Genomic DNA, 2,217 nt, shown 5'->3' with positions numbered 1-2,217 from the left:
CCGACGGGGCGGGCACGACCGGGGAGCTGCCGGTCGGCCGCCGGCGCGACAGCGACTACGACCTGCCCGACGAGGACCTCGACCCGCCACTGCCGCTGATCGGGCGCGGGGCGGCCGAGCCGGACCGGAGCTCGACGCGGTTCGCGCTCCTGCTGGCCGTGGTGCTGGTCATCGCGGCCCTGGTGCTCGGCGCGTGGGGCCTGTCCAAGATCGGGCAGGGCAGCCAGCTGCCCGCCAGCGGCACCCACGCACAGAGCCCGCCGGCGGTGCCGACCCCGGGCGGCGGGAAGGCGAGCGGCACGCCGTCCTCGTCCTCGCCCAGCTCGAGCTCGTCGCCGACCCACCACGGGCCGCTGAAGATCACCGGCGCGAGCCTGATCAACCAGTCCAGTGGGGCCGACCACCCCGAGCTGCTGGCGAAGTCCTACGACGGCGACCCGTCGACGCAGTGGTACTCCAGCGGCTACGCGAGCACGGACTGGGGCAACCTCAAGGCCGGGATGGGCGTCGCCTACGACCTCGGCTCCCGCAAGGACGTCACCAAGGTGCTGCTGAACATGCCCTCGTTCGACGGGGTGAAGGTCTACGTCGGCGACTCGGCGGACACCACCAGCGCCACCGAGCTCCAGCTCGGGTCCACCTCGGGTGACAAGGCGACCGCGACCGCGCCGGGCGGTGGCGTGAAGGGGCAGTACGTCATCGTGTGGTTCGACAAGGCCACCGTCCCCAACGGATCCTGGCACCGCGTCGAGATCAACGACGTCAGCATCCGCTAGCCGTTCGACGGGGGGTCGACCGGGATGTCCCGCGCTGAGGAGCTGGCCGAGCTCTCTGACCGCGAGCTGCTCGCGGCACACTGCGCGGGCGACGCCGAAGCGTTCGGGGAGCTGTTCCGGCGGCACCGGGACCGGATGTGGGCCGTGGCGCTGCGCACCTGCCGCGACCGGGAGATGGCGGCCGACGCCGTGCAGGACGGCTTCGTGTCGGCGTTCCGGCGGGCCGACAGCTTCCGCGGCGACGCCCAGGTCACCACCTGGCTGCACCGGATCGTCGTCAACGCGTGCCTGGACCGGCTGCGGCGGGTGAAGCCCACGGTCGAGCTGCCCGAGCGGGAGCCGGCCGACCCCCGCGATGCCACGTCGGGTGTCGAGGACGCCCTCGACGTGCGGCAGGCCCTCGACCGGCTGCCGGAGGGGCAGCGTCTCGCGCTGGTGCTGGTCGACATGCAGGGGCTGTCGGTGGCCGAGGCCGCCGCCGTGCTCGAGGTCGCCGAGGGGACGGTGAAGTCGCGCTGCGCCCGCGGACGGGCGGCGATGGCGGAGCTGCTCGGGTTGGCCGACCGGGACCCTCCGTAGCGCGGGGCGGGTTCACGACGGGTCAGGGCTCGAGGCGGGCTCGGGGGGTCGAGGCGGACCCGACGGCTCGAGGCGCCTCGCTCGGGAACCCCACGCGCGGCCCTGTCGTCCTACCGATGGCGGGCCGGTCCAGGGTGCGGCCCGCCACACAAGCCCTCAGCACCAGCCAACCACCACCAGCACCACTCGCAGCACGATCACGGAGGAGCACGTGTTCACCCCCCACAACCCGTTGGGCCGGTCGTCCTCCCCGGACGACGACCCCACCGGCGTTCGTGCGCTGCTGTCGTCGCTGCCCGACCCCGGGCCGATGCCGCCGGAGCTGGTCCAGCGGATCACCGCGAGCCTCGCCGAGGAGGAGCGGGCGCGCCGCGAGCGCCAGGGCGCGCTCGCTGGTGTCGCCTCCGGAGCGGCGACCACGCGGCCGGGGGAGCCGGACCCGGGTGGCGAGCACTCGGCATACGGCTCGGAGCACGAGGTCGCGACGGTGAGCCCGTTCGTGCGGCGCAAGCGGCAGCGGCAGGTGTTCGGGGGGATCGCGGGTGCCGCGGCGGCGGTCGCGGTCGGCTTGGCCGTGGGGACGTACGTCAACCCGGGCGGCAGCAGCGCCGGGTCGTCCGTGGCCGGCGGCGCCGTCAGCTCAGCGCGCAGCTCGCTCAGCGGCGGCGAGCGCGCGAACGGCGGTTCGGGGAGCGCCGGGAGCACCGCCGGCAGCTCTGGGGGGCAGGCCCGGTCGCACGCACAGGGCCTCGGCCCGGAGCAGCAGCTCTCGGTGGTCAGCATCCAGCAGAGCGGTCGGGACTACCGGGCCGCCACGTTCGCGACCCAGGCCGCGGCGCTGGCGGCCGCCGCCACGAAGCCG

At 74.9% G+C, this 2,217-nt stretch carries 3 protein-coding genes; all 3 read left to right on the top strand.

Features of this window, described 5'->3' with window-relative positions; genetic code table 11:
- On the top strand, positions 1 to 776 hold a 776-nt coding region (locus VFL99_RS17800; RefSeq protein WP_325107710.1), incomplete at its 5' end, for a hypothetical protein.
- 24 nt (positions 777 to 800) lie between these two features.
- Positions 801 to 1,355, top strand: coding sequence for an RNA polymerase sigma factor SigM (gene sigM / locus VFL99_RS17795; protein ID WP_325107709.1), 555 nt, complete (start codon positions 801 to 803; stop codon positions 1,353 to 1,355).
- 211 nt (positions 1,356 to 1,566) lie between these two features.
- Positions 1,567 to 2,217, top strand: a 651-nt coding sequence (locus tag VFL99_RS17790) for a hypothetical protein (protein WP_325107708.1), incomplete at its 3' end; no start/stop codon positions are given.

It is taken from the genome of Segeticoccus sp. (genome assembly GCF_035708005.1).
The sequence above is the reverse complement of the archived record's forward strand: the minus strand, read 5'-3'. Positions and strand labels throughout refer to the sequence as shown.

Excerpts from the sequence above, each read along its gene's own strand:
- sigM (WP_325107709.1), top strand. The coding sequence starts at position 801 with ATGTCCCGCGCTGAGGAGCTGGCCGAGCTCTCTGACCGCGAGCTGCTC.